Origin of the sequence: Demequina sediminis (assembly GCF_039545075.1) — a bacterium.
Lineage (GTDB): Bacteria > Actinomycetota > Actinomycetes > Actinomycetales > Demequinaceae > Demequina > Demequina sediminis.
In genome coordinates this window covers 93456-109662 of record NZ_BAABRR010000005.1, presented here as the reverse complement: position 1 = coordinate 109662, position 16207 = coordinate 93456, and the positions used below count along the sequence as shown (strand labels likewise).

The following is a 16207-nucleotide window of genomic DNA, read 5'->3' as shown; positions in this document are numbered from 1 at the left end:
AGTCAGCCCCAACCGAGCGCGCGCAGACCCGCAGCGACGAGCGCGGCTACCGCGACCACGACGATGAACGGCGCACGCCTCCACAGCAGGACTGCTGCCACGGCGAGAGCGGCGACGCGCGCATCGACGGTCAGCCCTCGTCCCGAGCCGAAGGTCTGCACCGCCACGAGCGCGGACAGGAGTGCGACCGTCACGAAGGCGGCGACCCTGTGCACGCGGGGATTGTCGAGCCACGCCTCCGGCACCGTATGGCCAGCGAGCTTGGTCGCCCATGCCGCGAGGCCCGCGGCGGCGATCGCGATCCACGTCCACACGTAGGCGCTCACTCCGGCACCTCCTCGGGACGCGGATGCCCCCACCCGGCGACGATCGCGACCGCGGCGGCGGCCAGCACGGGAACACCGGCCGGCGCGACCGGAGTCAATGCGAGGGCGACCACCGCGGACGCGCCCGCGACCGCCTGCGCGCGGCGCGACGCGAGACGCGGCCACACGAGGGCGAGGAAGGCCGCGGCCGCGGCGGCGTCCAGTCCCCAGTCGGCGGGGTCGCCCAGGCGCGATCCGAGCAGCGCCCCCACCACCGTGATCGCATTCCAGGCGAGGAACACGCCCACGCCCGTCCACCAGAAGCCCGTGCGCCGTGCCTCGAGGTCGTCGTGGGGCTGCGCGAGCGCGACCGCGGTCGACTCGTCGATGGTCACCTGCGCCGCCCACGCGCGTCGCCACCCGCGCATCGGCCTCAGGACGGGGGCAAGACCCACGCCGTAGAAGCCGTTGCGGATCCCGACGAACGTCGAGGTGGCCACGGCCGCCCACGGACCGCCGCCCGCCCCCAGCACACCCACGAAGGCGAACTGAGAACCGCCCGAGAACACCAGCAGCGAGAGCGCGAGGGTCTGCCACACGTCGAGTCCGGCCGCGACGGAGAGCGCGCCAAAGCTGAGCCCGTACGCGCCGGTCGCAAGCGACACCGACAACGCGTGCTGGCGCGCCGTGTCGAGACTCACGCCGGCCACGCCAGCGCGGTGCCCGCGTCGTCGAACAGGAGTGGCGGAGGGGCCGAGGCGAGGGGCTCGCGCCGCAGCGCCGCGGCATCGATGGTCCACCGCTCCATGGCGGGCTCGTCCCCGAGCGGCGCGGCAAGCCCGCGCGCGGTGAAGCCTGCGCGCCGCGGCACGGCGGCTGAGCGCACGTTACCGGGCACGTGATGGATCTCCACCGACGCGGCCTTCGCATACGCGAGCGCGACCCGCGTGAGCGCGACAACCGCCTCGGTGACGAGCCCCTCACCCTCACGGTCCGCGCGGATCCAATACCCGATCTCGAGGACGCCTGGCCCTCGACGCGTGTGAAAGCCGCTGCCGCCCACGTAGTCGCCCGTCGCGCGGTCGAACATGCCCATGGGGAAGTCGGCACCCTGCTCGTGCTCGGCGATGAAGCGCGCCACGGTGGCCGCGCGCTCGGACGTGCTCACGGGCTCGGCCACCGCCCACGGCAGGAAGCGGGCGAGGTGCTCGCGGTTCGCGGGGATCACCGTCGACATCGCCGCGGCGTCCTCGGGCACGTAGCGGCGCACGGCCAGGCGCTCGGTCTCGATGCGCGCGGGCACGGTCCAGGTCATGCGGTTCATCCTGGCACGCTCCCCGTGGGCCACCGAGTCGGCAGGTGGCCCCGCCCTCACGGCCGGCGTCGGTACGTCACGAAGCGATGGCGCGGCCCGTCATCCGTCGCCGACCACGGTCCGGCCGAAGCGGCCCACGACCCGGCCGTCACCTCCGGTGCGAACGTGTCGCCCTCGACCTCGATGTCGATCTCGGTGACCTCGAGCTCCTCCGCCACCGCGAGCGCCTCCACGAACAGCCGAGCGCCCCCGATGACCCACGCGTCCGTCCCGGGGGACAACGCGGCCACCAGCTCGAGGGCCTGGGGAAGGGACGCCGCCCGCTGGGCGCCCTCCGGTGCCTCTCCCGACGTGACGACCACGTTGACGCGGCCCGGCAGCGGACGGAAGCGCGGCGGCAGGGACTCCCACGTCCGCCTGCCCATGATCACCGCGCCGCCGCGGGTGGCCTCGCGGAAGTGGGCGAGGTCGGCGGGAAGGTGCCACGGCATCGTCCCGCCGCGACCGATGACGGGGCGGCCGGCGGCGTCGCGCGCCTGCGCCCAGATTGCCTTGACAGCCACCGGCTAGACCGCGACCGGAGCCTTGATGCCCGGGTGATGGCGATAGTCCTCGAACGACACGTCGTCGATGTCGTAGTCGAAGACCGAGTCCCTCGCGGCGAGCCGCAGCGTCGGGTACGGGTACGGCTCGCGCGACAGCTGCAGCTCCACCTGCTCGAGGTGGTTGGTGTAGAGGTGGCAGTCGCCGCCGGTCCACACGAAGTCGCCGACCGCGAGGCCCGTCTGCGCCGCGATCATGTGGGTGAGCAGCGCATACGACGCGATGTTGAACGGGACGCCCAGGAACAGGTCCGCGCTGCGCTGGTAGAGCTGGCAGCTGAGCTTGCCGTCGGCGACGTAGAACTGGAACATCGCGTGGCACGGCGCGAGCGCCATGTCAGGGATGTCGGCGGGATTCCACGCGGACACCAGCAGCCGACGCGAGTCGGGGTTGGTGCGGATCTGCTCGATCACCTCGGAGATCTGGTCGACGTGACCACCACCGGGCGTCGGCCACGAACGCCACTGGTAGCCATAGACGGGGCCCAGCTCGCCGTCCGCGTCGGCCCACTCGTCCCAGATCGTGATCCCGCGCTCCTGGAGCCACCGCACATTGGTCTCGCCCCGCAGGAACCACAGCAGCTCGCCCACGATTGAGCGCACGTGCACGCGCTTGGTGGTGATGAGCGGGAAGCCTTGGGCGAGGTCGAAGCGGATCTGACGGCCGAAGACCGACAACGTTCCTGTGCCGGTGCGGTCGCCCTTGGGCGTCCCGGTGGCCAGCACGTCGCGCAGCAGATCTTCGTACGGAGTGGGGATGTCGCTCACACCGCTCAAGGGTACGCGGGGAGGGACGATGCCGCGGTCGCCGCGCGCCGATCCAGCCGAGGGCGTTGAATGGGCGGGGGAAAGGGGTACGCATGGACGTCACGAGGCTGGACGCGTTGGTCGACGGAGAACTCGAGGTCGCTCGTGGAGCCTCGAGCGGGCGTCACGCCACGACGCTCATGGGGGACCGCGACAGCGACCTGCGTCAGACGGTGATCGCCCTCGCGCAGGGTCACCGCCTGGGCGATCACGAGAGCCCGGGGGAGGCCACGCTGCTCGTGTTGCGCGGTGCGGTACGCGTGGTCGCGCTGGACCGCGCGGTGGACCTGGACCAGGGCGACTACCTGCGGATCCCGCGAGAACGCCACAGTCTCGAGGCGCTGTCCGATTGTGCGGTCCTGCTCACGGTCGCGACGAGGGGCGAACGCGTGCCGTAGCGGAGGCGACGTGACCGAGGTGTGGGGTGTGGGCGCGGTAAGTTGACTCCCATGACATCTTCCTCGCGACCGTTCGGCACGGTGCTGACCGCGATGGTCACGCCGATGCACGAGGGCGGGGCGCTCGACCTCGAGGCCGCACAGTCCCTCGCGCGATTCCTGGTGGCTCACGGCTCCGATGGCCTCGTGTTGTCTGGCACCACCGGCGAGGCGCCCACGACCCACGCCCCCGAGAAGGTTGACCTGCTCCGTGCGGTGCGCGAGGCGGTGGGCCCCGACGTCACGCTCCTCACGGGCGCCGGCTCCAACGACACCGCCCACGCCGTGCGCATGGCGGAGCAGGGCGCCGAGGCGGGCGCGGACGGCATCCTCGCTCTGACGCCGTACTACTCGAAGCCCTCGCAGGCGGGGGTGGTGGCGCACTTCCGTGCGATCGTGGGTGCCACCGACCTGCCCGTCATGATCTACGACATCCCCGGTCGCACCGCGCTGGCGATCTCGGATGAGTCGTACGACGCCCTTGCCGCGCTGGGCCGCGTGGTGGCGGTCAAGGACGCGACCGGAGGCGTTGAGACCGCGAAGGCGCGCATCGAGCGCACCGGCCTGGCCTGGTACTCGGGCGACGACCCGCTCACGCTCGACTTCCTGCGCGCGGGTGTGGTGGGAGTGGTGTCCGTGTCCTCCCACGTCGCGGGACGCCAGATCGCCGCGATGATCGCCGCGCACGACGCGGGCGACACGGCCGAGGCCGAGCGCCTTCACGAGTCGCTCCTGCCCATCCATGCCGCGATCTTCGACGGCCCCGGCGCCACCAACGCGAAGTCCGCCGTGCACTGGCTCGGCGTCATCCCCGGCCGCGCGATGCGCCTGCCGCTGCTTCCCCTGACGGCCCCCGAGCACGACGCCCTGGTGGCGCGGCTCACCGCCGCCGGCATTCACCCCTGACGGAGACCACATGACCTTCAACCCCGACCTGCTTCCCCCTCCCGCCCTCGAACCCGGCACGCTGCGCGTGGTGCCGCTCGGCGGCCTGGGCGAGGTGGGGCGCAACATGCACGTCCTCGAGATCGACGGACGGCTGCTCATCATCGACTGTGGCGTGCTCTTCCCTGAAGACCACCAGCCCGGCGTCGACCTCATCCTTCCCGACTTCGGGTACATCGAGGACCGGCTCGACGATGTCGAGGCGATCGTCCTCACGCACGGCCACGAGGACCACATCGGTGCCGTTCCGTACCTGCTGCGCATGCGCAGGGACATCCCGATCCTGGGCTCCCAACTGACGCTCGCCTTCATCGAGGCCAAGCTCAAGGAGCACCGCATCACGCCCGTCACGCTCGCCGTCAAGGAGGGCCAGCGCGAGGTGCTCGGGAAATTCGACCTCGAGTTCGTCGCCGTCAACCACTCGATTCCGGATGCCCTCGCGGTCTTCGTGCGCACCCCCGCAGGCACCGTGCTCAACACCGGCGACTTCAAGATGGACCAGCTGCCGCTCGACGGCCGCATCACCGACCTGCGCGCCTTCGCGCGCATGGGTGCCGAGGGCGTCGACCTGTTCATGGTCGACTCGACCAATGCCGAGGTGCCCGGATTCACCACCTCCGAGGTGGAGATCGGCCCCGTGCTCGACCGCCAGTTCGCGCAGGCGACGGGCCGCATCGTGGTGGCGTCCTTCGCGAGCCACGTGCACCGCGTCCAGCAGGTGATCGACGCTGCGCAGGCGCACGGCCGCAAGGTGGCCTTCGTGGGCCGGTCGATGGTGCGCAACATGGGCATCGCCGCGGACATGGGCTTCCTGCGCGTGCCTGACGGCATCCTCGTCGACCCGAAGAAGGCGGACGACATGCCGGGCCACCAGGTGGTCTACATGTCGACCGGATCCCAGGGCGAGCCGATGGCGGCGCTGAGCCGAATGGCCACCGGCGACCACAAGGTCACGGTGGGCGAGGGCGACCTGGTGATCCTCGCATCGTCCCTCATCCCCGGCAACGAGAACGCCGTGTACCGCGTCATCAACGGGCTCATGCGCCTGGGCGCGACCGTGGTGCACCAGGGCAGCGCGCGCGTGCACGTCTCGGGCCACGCGAGTGCGGGCGAGCTGCTGTACTGCTACAACATCCTGCGCCCGCGCAACGTCATGCCGATCCACGGCGAGGTGCGCCACCTGCTCGCGAACGGCAATCTCGCGATCAAGACGGGCGTGCCGCACGAGCGCGTGATGTTCGCGGAGAACGGCACCGTCGTGGACCTCAAGGACGGCGTCGCGACCGTCGTGGGCGCGGTCGAGGTGCACAACGTCTACGTCGACGGATCGTCGGTGGGCGAGATCACCGACACCGAGCTCAAGGACCGCCGCATCCTCGCGGAGGAGGGCTTCGTCACAATCATCGCCGTGGTCGACTCGACCAACGGCCGCGTCGTGAGCGGCCCGGAGGTGCATGCGCGCGGCCTCGCCGAGGACGACTCGGTGTTCGACGCGATCCTGCCCGACATCAAGAGGGCGATCGAGGACGCGGCGAAGGGCGGTTCGACGGACACCCACCAGCTCCAGCAGGTGGCGCGCCGCGTCCTGGGACGGTTCGTGGGCACCAAGCTCCGCCGCCGCCCGATGATCATCCCGGTGGTCGTCGAGGCCTGACGCCTGGCGCCCCGCAGCGGGACGATGCCGGGGCCGCGCGGGGTGGCAACCTCGCCCGGTCCCGCCCTGGCGCTAGCGTGATGTGCCATGGCTCAGACGCGACAGACCCGTCCCGCGCCCCGGTCCTCCCAGGCCGCGCGCCCGTCAGGCGCGCGCGCGTCGGGCGCACGCGGCAAGGCTCCCGTGAAGAAGCAGCCGCCCGCCGTCCTGCGCGGCGCGCGCGCGGTGGGCAGGGGTAGCGCCGCCGCGCTCGGCTCCGCGGTGCGCTCGATCGGTCACGGCGCGCGTGACGTGCCGCCCGCGGTGCGTCGCGACGGCCTCGCGATCGTCCTGGTGATCCTCGCGATCCTCATCGCCGCGCGCGAGTGGTTCGAGCTGTCGAGCTGGGCGGGCACCGCGATCCATGCCGTGGTTGCCGGAACCTTCGGGGTGCTCGCGTACGGGCTGCCGATCGTCCTGCTCGTCATCGCGGTACGCCTCATGCGCGCGCCTCAGGAGGAGAGCACCAACCACCGGATCACGCTCGGCGCGCTCATGCTCGCGATCATGGTCGACGGCATCATCCACATCGCGAAGGGCCAGCCGAGCCCCGTCGAGGGATGGGAGGGCGTGCGCGAGGCGGGTGGTCTCCTGGGCTTCCTCGTGGGCACGCCGCTGGCATCGCTCGTCACGGCGCCCCTCGCGGTCGTCGTGCTGGTCCTGCTCGCGCTGTTGTCCGTGTTGATCGTCGCCGGCGTCTCGATGCGAGAGGCGGCCGAGTGGGTCGCTGAGGTCGCCCGCAAGGTGCGTCACGGCGACGGCGTCGAGACCGGTGAGACCGAGGTGCTGGATCTTCCCGAGCACCGCACCCTCGAGCGTCCCGGCGCGCCCGAGCCGCGCGCGCGCAAGAGCCGGGCCCGCCGCCTCTTCGACCGCGCAATTCACGGCGAGCAGCCCGGCGATCCCGATGGCCTCGACGCGTACGAGGCGGACGAGGCCTTCGCGACCGCCGCGACCGTCGAGCGCACCGACTTCGATGACATCATCGACCCCGACGGCGGACGTGCCGCTCAGGCGACGGCCCCCCTGTCGCCCTATGCCGCCGAGGAGCCCGTGCCTCTCACGCCCGACGCCCTGGCCGACGCCCCGACGCAACTCATCGAGGTGACGGGTGAGCGCCACGCTCCCCCCACCACGAGCATCGTCCCCGCGGGGGAGCAGGGCACGCTCGAGAACTCGACGCCGTACGTCCTCCCCTCGCTCGACTACCTGGTCAAGGGCGCCCCGCACAAGGAGCGGTCCGCCGCCAACGACCGCGTGGTCGCGGCGCTCACGAGCGTGCTCGAGCAGTTCGGGGTGGATGCCGAGGTCACGGGCTTCACGCGTGGCCCCACGGTCACGCGCTACGAGGTCGAGCTGGGTTCTGGCGTCAAGGTCGAGAAGATCACGCAGCTCAGCAAGAACATCGCGTACGCCGTGGCGAGCGCGGATGTGCGCATCCTGTCTCCCATTCCCGGCAAGTCCGCGATCGGCATCGAGATTCCCAATGTGGACCGCGAGACGGTCGCGCTGGGAGACGTGCTGCGCTCGCCCGTCGCGACCCGCAACGACCACCCGATGGCGATCGGCATCGGCAAGGACGTCGAGGGCGGCTACGTCATGGCCAACCTCGCCAAGATGCCGCACCTGCTGGTCGCGGGTGCCACGGGAGCCGGAAAGTCCTCGTTCGTCAACTCGATGATCACCTCGGTGCTTATGCGCGCCACGCCCGCCGAGGTGCGCATGGTGCTCGTGGATCCCAAGCGCGTCGAGCTCACGATCTACGAGGGCATCCCGCACCTCATCACGCCCATCATCACCGACCCCAAGAAGGCCGCGCAGGCCCTCGAGTGGGTGGTGAAGGAGATGGACATGCGCTATGACGACCTCGCGCTGTTCGGGTACAAGCACATCGACGACTTCAACAAGGCCGTGCGTGCCGGCAAGGTCAAGCCGCTGCCTGGCTCCGAGCGCAAGATTCACACGTATCCCTATCTGCTGGTCATCGTGGACGAGCTTGCGGACCTCATGATGGTCGCGCCGCGCGACGTCGAGGAGTCCATCCAGCGCATCACGCAGCTCGCGCGCGCGGCCGGCATTCACCTCGTGCTCGCGACTCAGCGGCCCTCGGTCGACATCGTCACGGGCACGATCAAGGCGAACGTGCCGTCGCGCCTCGCGTTCGCGACCTCGTCGCTCGCCGACAGCCGCGTCGTGCTCGACATGCCGGGAGCGGAGAAGCTGATCGGCCAGGGTGACGCGCTGTTTCTTCCCATGGGGGAGTCGAAGCCGATGCGCGTCCAGGGCTCGTGGGTGTCGGAGACCGAGATCCACGCGGCCGTCGAGCACGCCAAGCGGCAGGCCGACCCCGAGTACCGCGACGATGTGGTGCAGGCGGGGTCGACGTCGGCCGCGGTGGCCGAGGACATCGGCGACGACCTCGATGACCTGTTGGCCGCCGCCGAACTCGTCATCACGACCCAGCTCGGGTCCACCTCGATGCTGCAGCGCAAGCTCAAGATGGGCTTCGCGAAGGCGGGACGGCTCATGGACCTCCTCGAGACGAGGGAGATCGTCGGTCCGTCCCAGGGCTCGAAGGCTCGTGACGTATTGGTCACACCAGACGAGCTTGCGTCCACTCTCGCTGTCCTCAGAGGCGAGTCGGGCGCTACGGTGGGCTCCACCGCATACGACGACGCTGAGGACGGGGAATGGGTGGACTCGTAGACCTCTTCGCGCAGCCGGCGTTCGTCGCCGGGGTGGGCGCGTTGCTGGTCCTTCTCGCGCTGTGCGCCTTCTACTTCTTCTGGAGGTCGGCGCGCATCCGCGCGCAGCGCGACGAGGCGCTCGCGCAGGAGCGGGACCTGCGCCGCCAGTTCGAGGCGGTCATGACCTCCGCGCGGGACGGCGTGATCATCGCGAAGCCCTCGGGCGAGGTGGCGATGATGTCCGACCTCGCGGGCACGATCCTCGGGGTGTCCGCCACCGGTGCCTACGGAGTCTCGCTGTCGCGGCTGCCCGTCAGGGCCGTCGACGCGCACCTGCGACCGCTGCTGCCTGCCGAGGCCTTCGCGAGCACCGAGGACGGCCGTCCGCGCGTGATCGGCGTTCCCGGCCGGCGCGGGGCCGAGGACATTCGCTGGCTGCACGTTCGCACGCGCGTGGTCGAGGACGGGCCGGACGGCGCGATGATCGTCATCACCGTCATGGACACGACGGGGTTGCGCGAGGCGGCCGAGGCGCTCAGCCGTTCGGACGCGCGGTTCCGGCGCGCGATGGAGAATGCGCCGACCGGCATGGCGCTCGTCGACCTCGAGTGGCGACTCACCGAGGTCAACCGGGCGTTCGCGCAGATGATGGGGTCCACCGTCGCGGCGCTGCGCGGCACGCCCTTCAGTTCGCTGTCGCACCCCCAGGACCTGCAGGCCGAGCGCGATCAGTTGCAGCGGCTCTACGACGGTCACCAGAACCACTTCTCGCTGGAGAAGCGCTACGTGCGCGGCGACGGCAACGTGGTGTGGGCCGTCCTCGACGTCGGACTCGTGCGATTCGCCGGCGGCGCACCCGACCACTACGTGGTCCAGTTGCGCGACACGACGGACGACCGCATGCATTCCGAGCTGCTTGCGCACCGCGCGATGCACGACCCCCTCACCGGGCTGGCCAACCGCAACCTTCTTCACGAGGTGCTGACCACGCTGGTCGCCAAGCCCGACGCCGAGTCACGCGTCGGCGTGATCGCGGTCGACCTCGACGGCTTCAAGGGACTCAACGATCGCTTCGGCCACGCGACGGGAGACTCGGCGCTCGTGCACGTGGCCGGGATCCTTCGCTCGGCGACGGGCAGCCGCGGCACCGTCGCGCGCATCGGCGGCGACGAGTTCGTGATCGCCGTCGAGGATCCCGACTGCTCCAAGGCGCTCTTCGACATCGCCGCGGCGATCCACGACGGGCTGCGACGTCCGCTCGCGGTCAAGCGCCACCAGGTGCAGCTCGGGGCCTCTCTCGGCATCGCGATGGCGGACGACGAGACGGTGACCGGAGGGGGAGCCGCGCTGTTGAGCGCAGCCGACGCAGCGATGTACCGCGCGAAGGCCGCTGGCAAGAGCCGCACCGAGGTCTTCGAGCCCTCGATGCGGACCACCGCCGATCACCAGACGGCGCTCGCCGCGGAGCTCGCCCGCGCGATCGAGAACGGCGACTTGGTCCTCCACTATCAGCCGATCCTCGAGCTTGCCACGCGTACGGTCGTCGGCTATGAGGCGCTCGTGCGCTGGCAGCACCCCACGCGTGGACTGCTGCTGCCCGGCGCTTTTCTTCCGCTCATCGACGATCGTGGATTGTCCGTCACGCTCGGCGCGGCGCTCGTCGAACAGGCGGCGACCTTCCTCGAACGCGGGCCGTCCGACAGCACGTGGGTGTCGCTCAACGTGTCCGCCGACCAGTTGGGTGACTCCGAGTTTGCGGACCGCGTGCTGTCCGCGATCGGCCGCCACCACCTCAGCCCGCAGCGGATCGTGGTCGAGCTCACCGAGGCATCGCTGGTTGCGCCCAACACCCGCATCCGCCACGAGCTCACGGAACTTCGCAACGCCGGGGTGCCGATCCTGCTCGACGACTTCGGCACCGGCGTGTCGCCCCTGTCGTACCTGCGCAACCTGCCGGTCTCCGGAGTCAAGCTCGACATGTCCTTCGTGGCGGGCATCCCCGAGGACCCCGCGGGCGCCAAGGTGTCGCGCGCCCTGGGCGCGCTGGCCCGCGAACTTGGCCTCGCGACCATCGCGGAGGGCATCGAGACCGAGGCCCAGGCACAGTTCCTGTCGCGCTGCGGATGGCGCTACGGGCAGGGATGGCTGTTCGGCGTCGCGCAGCCCGCGGCCACCGTGCTCGCGACCCACCCGCACGTGGGAGAGAGCCTCATCGACCCGCGTCCGCAGGAGCGAGACGAGGCCATGACGACCCACGAGCCGCTCGCGTAGAGACGCCCGCGGCGACGTCCCGCTGCGGATCCGCCCGCCGTCAGGACGCGGCAATCGCCAGCCGTGGGTACATCTGGTCCGCGAGCCGTGTCGCGGGTTCCGTCCGCTCCGGCGCCGCGGATCCGGCCGCCGCGCCCACGCGGCCGCGTCGGTCGGCCACCTCCGCCGCGCCAAGCGACCCCGCGCCGTCCGCGATCTCCGCGAGGGCGTGCATCCTGTGTCCGTCGCCCGTGTCTACCGTGATCGCGGTCCATTCGGCGCCCACGGCGACCCGGCCATCGGCCCCCACCGTGAATGTGGCCGTGAGCAGCAGGCCGTTCGATGTCTCGGCTACGCAACAGCGTGAGTCCTGGTTCGACAGGAAGTTCCCGAGCCCGAATGCGGTCCACATGCCCTCGCCTGCGGGACCACCGTCGAGCAACTCGATGGGCTGCGGGACGTGCGCGTGGTGGCCGACATAGAGGTCGACGGCACCGGATTCCGCGATCCGCTCGGCGAGCGCGCGCTGGGCGTCGGTGGGCTCGGTGCGGTACTCGACACAGCAGTGCACGGAGGCCACGACCACGTCGGCTCCGTCGGCGCGCGCCCGCTCCGCCGCCTCGATGATCGGCGTCGCGTCGGAGGCCTCGGCGTCGAAGAGATTGACCTCCCACGGATTCGTCACGGGCATGCCGTTGGTGCCGTAGCTGAACGAGACATGGGCGACACGCACCGTGCGGTCGCCCGCGCGCACGGAGTACAGGCTGGTCCGCGTGGCCTCGTCCGCGCTGCGGGCCGTCCCGGTGTGCTGAAGCCGGTTGGCGTCGAGCACGTCGAGCGTCGACTCGACGCCGGAGGGTCCCTTGTCGACGCTGTGGTTGGAGGCGGTCGAGCAGCCGTCCCAGCCCACCTCCTTGAGGTCGCGCGCAAGCTCGGCGGGGGCGGCGAAGATCGGATAGCCCGAGGGTTCGGTGCCTTCCGGGGCGATCGGCACCTCAAGGTGGCACAGCGCGAGGTCGGCGCCCTCGATGTACGGGCGCACCCCGGACATCAGTGCCGTGTAGTCGTAGCCCCCATCGACGCGCGCGGACGCATTCACCGGCGTGTGGGTGAGGACGTCGCCTCCCGCCACCAGGGTGAAGGAGACGGGCTCGGGCTCGGCTGGAGTGGGGGACGGGCTCGCGGTCGGTTCGGCCGTAACGGCCGGTGAGGGTGCGGCGGAGTCGGGGGACGATGCCGCAGGGGGCTCGGCGGCGGCCGTCTGAGAGGTCGACAGCTGGCCGGCGCCGGCCACCCCGAGCGCGATCCCTGCCGCCGCCGCCAAGAGCGCGGCGCCGGCGACGGAGAGTGTCGTCGCGCGGGGACGGGCGTGGCCGGGAGGGCGGGTGGGCATGTCCCCAGTATCGCGCGTCGCCGATGCGCGCCGGCGCACCGCGGCGGGCGCGGCAGGGGCGCCCGCGCGCATTAGGGTGAGGGCGTGACCTCCGCCGTGCCCAACGCGCTCACCGTCGCGCGCCTTGTCGCCGTCCCGGTGTTCGTCGTGCTGCTCGCCGCCGACGGGGGAGACGAGGGCGCCCTGCGATGGTGGGCGGTCGCGGTGTTCATGGTGGCCGCGGCCACCGACTATCTCGACGGGTACCTGGCGCGGCGATGGGGCGTCGTGAGCGCGTTCGGCAAGCTCGCCGATCCGATCGCGGACAAGGCCTTGGTGCTGGGCGCACTCGCAATGCTGGTCGCAATCGACTCCGTGCCGTGGTGGCCCGTGGTGATCATCGCGGTGCGCGAGCTGTGGGTCACCGTGGGACGTCTCGTGGTGGCGGGGAACACGGTGATCGCCGCGTCGCGGGGAGGCAAGGCCAAGACGACGCTGCAGCTTCTCGCGATCTGGCTGTACCTCTTGCCCGGCACTCCCGCCTGGGTAGACATCGCCGCCTGGTGGGCGCTGCTCGCGGCCACGGCCCTCGCGCTCGTCACGGGGGTCGACTACACGGTGAAGATCGTGCGCGCGGCACGCATGGAGCGGGCGGGCGGCCGTGCCGCGGCCTGACGAGATTGTGCGCGCGCTGCTCGCGCAGCACGCGACGGTCGCGACCGCGGAGTCGCTCACGGGCGGCGCGGTGTGTGCCGCGCTCATCGGGGCGCCGGGAGCCTCGGCGGCCATACGCGGCGGCATCGTCGCCTACACGCCGGCCATGAAGGCGGCGTTGCTCGGTGTCGATCCCGACCTCATCGCGACGGCAGGCATCGTTTCCGCGGAGGTCGCCACGGCCATGGCGCGCGGGGCGCGCGACGCCACCGGGGCATCGTTCGCGGTCGCCACCACCGGTGCGGCCGGGCCGGAGCCCCACGACGGCGCGCCGCCCGGGCGCGTGTGGATTGCCGTCGAGGGGCCGCGGGGCGTGCACACGCTCCGGCTCGACATCGACGGCGACCGCGCGGCCGTGCGCACCGCCTCCGTCGCGGGCGCGCTCGACCTGCTCGACGCCGCCCTCCGCGGCTCCGTGACGCAGCCGTAACCTTGAGTTCTCAGACGCGGAACAAGCGTGGGGTATGGTGCGTTGTGTCAGACATGGACAAGGGCCGCACGATGATGAGGGGAGGCCGCATGCCTGTGCTCCGCAACGAGATCGGCGAAGTGCTTCGCGACGCGCGCCTCACGCAGGGCCGCACGTTGCGCGATATTTCGTCGGGAGCCCGCGTGTCGCTGGGCTACCTGTCGGAGGTCGAGCGCGGACAGAAGGAAGCATCCTCCGAGTTGCTCGCGTCGATCTGCGAGGCCCTCGACATGCCGATGTCGAGCATCCTCCGCGAGGTGTCGGACCGCTTCGCCGCCGCCGAGTCCCTCGAGTCGGTGCCCGTGATGCCGTCTATCCCCGACACCGTTCCCGAGCTGCTGAGCTCGATGCGCACCCGCTAGAGGCGTGCGCCTCAGCGAATTCTGGGGGTTGGCCGACGCGGTCTTTGGTGAGGCCTATTCGCGCACGCTCGCGCGCGAGCTTGCTCTGACCGGTCTCGACTCCCTCACGCCGGTGCAGGCCCTTGAGGCGGGGCGGGCGCCCCGCGACGTGTGGCACGCGTGGTGCGAACAGATGAGCGTCCCGCTCGCCGAGCGCGACGGGGGCGACGCGCGCCGCAACGTCCCGCCTCCCCGGCGCTGACGTTCCACTCCGGCGCTGACTTGTGCCCCGCCGCTGACTTGTGCCCCGCCGCTGACCTGTGCGCCGCCGCTGGCCGGCGCACTGTGTCGACGCGGCGTGTCGACGCGGCGTGTCGCGCGCGTTCGAACACGCGTTCGATTACTGTGGTCCCCAGGACGTCACGCGGCAGCGGCCATCCCCGGCCCACGCCTCGCCAGGCCTCGATGTCGGAGGGTCGGCGTAGCGTCGTTCAGGACAGACGGCAGCGATGCCACCGATCGAAAGGCAAGCGACATGGCACAAGCAGCGGACCGTTCCAAGGCACTCGAGGCGGCACTCGGACAGATCGACCGCCAGTTCGGCAAGGGTTCCGCGATGCGGATGGGCGAGAAGACGGTCGTCCCCGTCGAGGCGATCCCGACCAGTTCGCTCGCGCTCGACATCGCCCTGGGCATCGGCGGACTGCCGCGCGGGCGCATCGTCGAGATCTACGGTCCGGAGTCCTCAGGTAAGACCACCGTGGCGCTCCACGCGGTTGCGAACATGCAGAAGGCGGGCGGCACCGCGGCCTTCATCGACGCGGAGCACGCCCTCGACCCCGAGTACGCCCGCAAGTTGGGCGTCGACATCGACAACCTCATCGTGTCCCAGCCGGACACGGGTGAGCAGGCGCTCGAGATCGCGGACATCCTGGTGCGCTCGGGAGGCATCGACATCCTCGTCATCGACTCCGTCGCGGCGCTCGTACCCAAGGCGGAGATCGAGGGCGAGATGGGCGACAGCCACGTGGGCCTCCAGGCGCGCCTCATGTCGCAGGCGCTGCGCAAGATCACGGGTGCGCTCAACACCACGGGCACGACCGCGATCTTCATCAACCAGCTGCGCGAGAAGATCGGCGTCTTCTTCGGCAGCCCCGAGACCACCACGGGAGGCAAGGCACTCAAGTTCTACGCCTCGGTGCGTCTCGACGTGCGCCGCATCGAGACCCTCAAGGAGGGCACGGAGCCCGTCGGCAACCGGACCCGCGTCAAGGTCGTGAAGAACAAGATGGCCCCGCCGTTCAAGCAGGCGGAGTTCGACATCCTGTACGGCCACGGCATCTCGCGCGAGGGCGGCATCATCGACCTTGGCGTCGAGCACGGCTTCGTGAAGAAGTCCGGCGCGTGGTACACGTACGAGGGCGATCAGCTGGGTCAGGGCAAGGAGAACGCCCGCAACTTCCTCAAGGACAACCCGCAGCTGGCCGACGAGATCGAGCACAAGGTCAAGGTCAAGCTGGGCGTCGGACTCGCCGCAATCGCGGAGGCGGCCGAGGCCGCGGAGGCCGCCGCCAAGGCGGAGGCAGCCTCAAGCGCTCCTGTCGCGGCGGGCAAGAAGGCCAAGACCGACTTCTAGTCCATGGTTGACAGCACGCGGCCTCGCGGCGGGCGGCGCACCGGTAGCCCGGGGCGTCGCTCGCGCACGCGCGCCGTCGGGGCCGCGAGGGAGGACGCGACGCGCGGAGCGTCCACTCCCGACGCTGCCGCACCTGACGTCGCCAGTCCTGAGGAACTCGCCGAGCGCGCACGCGAGATCGCCCTGAGGCTCCTCACGCACTCGGCACGCTCCGCTGCCCAGTTGAGGGAGGGCCTCGTCACGCGCGGCGTCGATCCCGATCTCGCCGACGTCATTGTCGCGCGCTACCTCGAGGTGGGCCTGCTCGACGACACCGAGCTGGCCTCGACGATCGTGCGCACCCGCCACGCGGAGCGTGGGCAGGCGCGCCGCGCGATCCGACAGGAACTGGCGCGCAAGGGCTTCGAGGATGACGACATCGAGACCGCGTTGGGCCAGGTCGACGACGACGACGAGCGGAAGCGCGCGCACGCGCTCGCGCGCAAGCGGTGGGATCAGCTTGCGCAGCATCCGGTCGAGGTTCGCACGCGGCGGGTCGTCGCGATGCTGGGTCGCAAGGGCTACCCCAGTTCCTTGGCCTTCGCACTCGTGAAAGACTTGCGCAATGCCGATAGTGAGGCAGGTGGGGCCTGAC

Annotated in this window: 17 protein-coding genes; 11 read left to right on the top strand and 6 right to left on the bottom strand. The window is 71.0% G+C overall.

Annotation, left to right across the window (positions count from 1 at the left end):
* Positions 1 to 2: 2 nt before the first annotated feature.
* Genes ABEA62_RS06060 through ABEA62_RS06040 form a run of 5 tightly spaced genes read right to left on the bottom strand, consistent with a single transcriptional unit; the run spans position 3 to position 2999 of the window.
* Positions 3 to 326 (bottom strand): AzlD domain-containing protein, encoded by a 324-nt coding sequence (locus tag ABEA62_RS06060; protein WP_286216380.1) that lies wholly within the window; start codon positions 324 to 326, stop codon positions 3 to 5.
* The gene (locus tag ABEA62_RS06055; protein ID WP_286216379.1) at positions 323 to 1006 is read right to left on the bottom strand and encodes an AzlC family ABC transporter permease; all 684 of its coding nucleotides are present in this window, start codon (positions 1004 to 1006) and stop codon (positions 323 to 325) included. Before ABEA62_RS06055 ends, ABEA62_RS06060 begins: the two co-directional genes overlap by 4 nt.
* The gene (locus ABEA62_RS06050; protein WP_345379099.1) at positions 1003 to 1620 is read right to left on the bottom strand and encodes a GNAT family N-acetyltransferase; all 618 of its coding nucleotides are present in this window, start codon (positions 1618 to 1620) and stop codon (positions 1003 to 1005) included. Before ABEA62_RS06050 ends, ABEA62_RS06055 begins: the two co-directional genes overlap by 4 nt.
* A 56-nt stretch (positions 1621 to 1676) precedes the next feature.
* On the bottom strand, positions 1677 to 2183 hold the full coding sequence (locus tag ABEA62_RS06045) for a dihydrofolate reductase (protein ID WP_286216377.1): 507 nt from the start codon (positions 2181 to 2183) through the stop codon (positions 1677 to 1679).
* 3 nt (positions 2184 to 2186) lie between these two features.
* Entirely contained in the window at positions 2187 to 2999 is an 813-nt protein-coding gene (locus tag ABEA62_RS06040; RefSeq protein WP_286216376.1) for a thymidylate synthase, read from the bottom strand.
* Between the two features lie 83 nt (positions 3000 to 3082).
* Here ABEA62_RS06040 and ABEA62_RS06035 point away from each other — a divergent pair, with 83 nt between their 5' ends.
* The 5 genes from ABEA62_RS06035 to ABEA62_RS06015 all read left to right on the top strand — a co-directional run bounded on the left by ABEA62_RS06035 (position 3083) and on the right by ABEA62_RS06015 (position 11062).
* On the top strand, positions 3083 to 3427 hold the full coding sequence (locus tag ABEA62_RS06035; protein WP_345379096.1) for a cupin domain-containing protein: 345 nt from the start codon (positions 3083 to 3085) through the stop codon (positions 3425 to 3427).
* A gap of 51 nt (positions 3428 to 3478) precedes the next feature.
* Positions 3479 to 4372, top strand: a complete 894-nt coding sequence (gene dapA / locus ABEA62_RS06030; RefSeq protein ID WP_286216374.1) for a 4-hydroxy-tetrahydrodipicolinate synthase — start codon at positions 3479 to 3481, stop codon at positions 4370 to 4372.
* Positions 4373 to 4382: 10 nt separating this feature from the next.
* Entirely contained in the window at positions 4383 to 6065 is a 1683-nt protein-coding gene (locus tag ABEA62_RS06025) for a ribonuclease J (protein ID WP_286216371.1), read from the top strand.
* Positions 6066 to 6152: 87 nt separating this feature from the next.
* Positions 6153 to 8810 carry an FtsK/SpoIIIE family DNA translocase gene (locus ABEA62_RS06020; RefSeq protein WP_345379093.1) on the top strand — a complete coding sequence of 886 codons (2658 nt, stop codon included), beginning with the start codon at positions 6153 to 6155 and terminating at the stop codon, positions 8808 to 8810.
* A complete protein-coding gene (locus tag ABEA62_RS06015; RefSeq protein WP_345379091.1) occupies positions 8795 to 11062 on the top strand; it encodes a putative bifunctional diguanylate cyclase/phosphodiesterase in 2268 nt (755 codons plus the stop codon). Before ABEA62_RS06020 ends, ABEA62_RS06015 begins: the two co-directional genes overlap by 16 nt.
* Positions 11063 to 11102: 40 nt before the next feature.
* Here the strand turns inward: ABEA62_RS06015 and ABEA62_RS06010 are convergent, their stop codons facing one another.
* Positions 11103 to 12434, bottom strand: coding sequence for a CapA family protein (locus ABEA62_RS06010; RefSeq protein ID WP_286216367.1), 1332 nt, complete (start codon positions 12432 to 12434; stop codon positions 11103 to 11105).
* An 84-nt stretch (positions 12435 to 12518) separates the two neighbouring features.
* On the opposite strand from ABEA62_RS06010, the gene pgsA reads away from it, so the two are divergent.
* From pgsA to ABEA62_RS05980, 6 genes are all read left to right on the top strand, one after another.
* Complete coding sequence (gene pgsA / locus ABEA62_RS06005; RefSeq protein WP_286216366.1) at positions 12519 to 13088, top strand: CDP-diacylglycerol--glycerol-3-phosphate 3-phosphatidyltransferase; 570 nt, start codon at positions 12519 to 12521, stop codon at positions 13086 to 13088.
* Entirely contained in the window at positions 13075 to 13557 is a 483-nt protein-coding gene (locus ABEA62_RS06000) for a CinA family protein (RefSeq protein WP_286216365.1), read from the top strand. Before pgsA ends, ABEA62_RS06000 begins: the two co-directional genes overlap by 14 nt.
* A gap of 89 nt (positions 13558 to 13646) precedes the next feature.
* Entirely contained in the window at positions 13647 to 13958 is a 312-nt protein-coding gene (locus tag ABEA62_RS05995; RefSeq protein ID WP_286216364.1) for a helix-turn-helix domain-containing protein, read from the top strand.
* Between the two features lie 4 nt (positions 13959 to 13962).
* The gene (locus ABEA62_RS05990; RefSeq protein WP_286216362.1) at positions 13963 to 14199 is read left to right on the top strand and encodes a DUF3046 domain-containing protein; all 237 of its coding nucleotides are present in this window, start codon (positions 13963 to 13965) and stop codon (positions 14197 to 14199) included.
* A gap of 273 nt (positions 14200 to 14472) precedes the next feature.
* A complete protein-coding gene (gene recA / locus ABEA62_RS05985; RefSeq protein WP_286216359.1) occupies positions 14473 to 15573 on the top strand; it encodes a recombinase RecA in 1101 nt (366 codons plus the stop codon).
* Between the two features lie 3 nt (positions 15574 to 15576).
* Positions 15577 to 16206 (top strand): regulatory protein RecX, encoded by a 630-nt coding sequence (locus ABEA62_RS05980; protein ID WP_345379087.1) that lies wholly within the window; start codon positions 15577 to 15579, stop codon positions 16204 to 16206.
* The last annotated feature ends 1 nt before the right edge of the window (position 16207 follow it).

Bases quoted from the DNA above. Each gene is read 5' to 3' on its own strand.
- ABEA62_RS05980 (WP_345379087.1), top strand. From the start codon at position 15,577: ATGGTTGACAGCACGCGGCCTCGCGGCGGGCGGCGCACCGGTAGCCCG.
- ABEA62_RS06020 (WP_345379093.1), top strand. From the start codon at position 6,153: ATGGCTCAGACGCGACAGACCCGTCCCGCGCCCCGGTCCTCCCAGGCC.
- ABEA62_RS05995 (WP_286216364.1), top strand. From the start codon at position 13,647: ATGCCTGTGCTCCGCAACGAGATCGGCGAAGTGCTTCGCGACGCGCGC.
- ABEA62_RS06010 (WP_286216367.1), bottom strand. From the start codon at position 12,434: ATGCCCACCCGCCCTCCCGGCCACGCCCGTCCCCGCGCGACGACACTC.
- recA (WP_286216359.1), top strand. From the start codon at position 14,473: ATGGCACAAGCAGCGGACCGTTCCAAGGCACTCGAGGCGGCACTCGGA.
- ABEA62_RS06025 (WP_286216371.1), top strand. From the start codon at position 4,383: ATGACCTTCAACCCCGACCTGCTTCCCCCTCCCGCCCTCGAACCCGGC.
- ABEA62_RS06035 (WP_345379096.1), top strand. From the start codon at position 3,083: ATGGACGTCACGAGGCTGGACGCGTTGGTCGACGGAGAACTCGAGGTC.
- dapA (WP_286216374.1), top strand. From the start codon at position 3,479: ATGACATCTTCCTCGCGACCGTTCGGCACGGTGCTGACCGCGATGGTC.
- ABEA62_RS06015 (WP_345379091.1), top strand. From the start codon at position 8,795: ATGGGTGGACTCGTAGACCTCTTCGCGCAGCCGGCGTTCGTCGCCGGG.
- ABEA62_RS06050 (WP_345379099.1), bottom strand. From the start codon at position 1,620: ATGACCTGGACCGTGCCCGCGCGCATCGAGACCGAGCGCCTGGCCGTG.